This is a genomic window from Micromonospora sp. NPDC052213, from assembly GCF_040679695.1.
In the GTDB taxonomy this organism is placed as follows: Bacteria; Actinomycetota; Actinomycetes; order Mycobacteriales; family Micromonosporaceae; genus Micromonospora.
On the sequence record NZ_JBFAVI010000375.1, the window covers coordinates 1 to 1,198 of the forward strand.

Sequence of the window (1,198 nt, forward strand, 5' to 3'; positions counted from 1 at the left end):
GGCTGGATCGACCGGGAGCGGGTGATGCTGGAGACGCTCACCTCGATCCGCCGGGCCGGTGCGCAGATCATCCTCACCTACTGGGCGGTCGAGGCGGCCCAGTTGCTGCGCGAGCGCTACTGACCCTCGCCCGGCCGCCCGGCGTCGGACCCGGGGCGGGCTCGCGCCGGCGCGCGTGTCGTGGCGCGTCGGTGAGATCCGCGGGCGGTGCGTTGCCTCAAGTTGTCCACAGCCAGACGCGGTAGCTCACAGTAGTTCTCAGGGTGGCAGGCGCTATGCCCTCAGCCGACTTTGCTCTGCAGCCACGGGCGCAACTGTCACGAAGCGTAAGCAGTGCTTCGAAGGCTGCAGAGCAAAGTCGACTGAGGTGGTCTTCCTTGGCTCGGCTATTCCGAGCGTTGTGTCCGGATTGGTTGTTATTTGTCTTGAGTGTGCGGCGTTCGCTTCGGCAGTACTGGCTAACGCACAGTGATGTCACGCTCCGTGTGCCTTGAGTGGGGCGGTTGACGCACGGCGAGGTTTGGTCGGGCGGCGGATTCCAGGTTTTCCACAGGGGTGCGGAGCGGGGTTGCCGGGCCGATGCGGCAGGCGGGACCGTGGGCGGCGTGACAGACATCGCCGACACCGGGCCGGAGGCGGCCACCGGCACAGGTGCCTGCGCCGCGCCGGAAGCACCATGCGCAATCTCCGCGACGGCCGCTGCCTACGTGACCTGCGCGACGGCCGTGCCCTCAGCGACTCCCGGGAGTTGGGCGACCGCAGTACCGGCAGCGACCCCAGCGACCCCCGTGACAGCGGCTGACGGCGGGCCGGCGGTGGAGGGCGGGCTTGCGGAGGGCGGCGGGCCGGCGCTGCTCACCGAGCCGTTCGACGTCCCGTTCCCGGCGTCGGGGATCATCCGGGCGGTGCGTCGCCGGGCCGACGCCAGCCAGCGTGAGCTGGCCCGGTTCGCCCGGGTGCATCCGAGCACGGTCGGGCGGATCGAGGCGGGCAGCCTGACGCCGAGCCTGGCCATGCTGTCGCGCATCGTGGGCACGGCCGGCTTCCGGCTCGTGGTCGTCGACGAGGCCGGCACGGTGCTCAAGCCGATGCGTGACCGGGCCGACCTGCGTGACGGCGCGGAGCGGCGGTACCCGTCCCACCTCGACGTCGTCACCGACCCGGAGCCGGGGGAGTGGTGGGCGCGCTCGCGGCGCAG

1 protein-coding gene and 1 pseudogene are annotated in these 1,198 nt (G+C 71.4%); both read left to right on the forward strand.

Translation table 11 applies throughout. From position 1 onward, the window contains the following. Positions 1–123 (forward strand): annotated as a pseudogene (locus tag AB0L34_RS34085) (porphobilinogen synthase); the annotation flags it as partial. Between the two features lie 665 nt (positions 124–788). Continuing rightward, positions 789–1,198: helix-turn-helix transcriptional regulator (locus AB0L34_RS34090; RefSeq protein ID WP_363709799.1), on the forward strand; the 410-nt coding region annotated here is incomplete at its 3' end.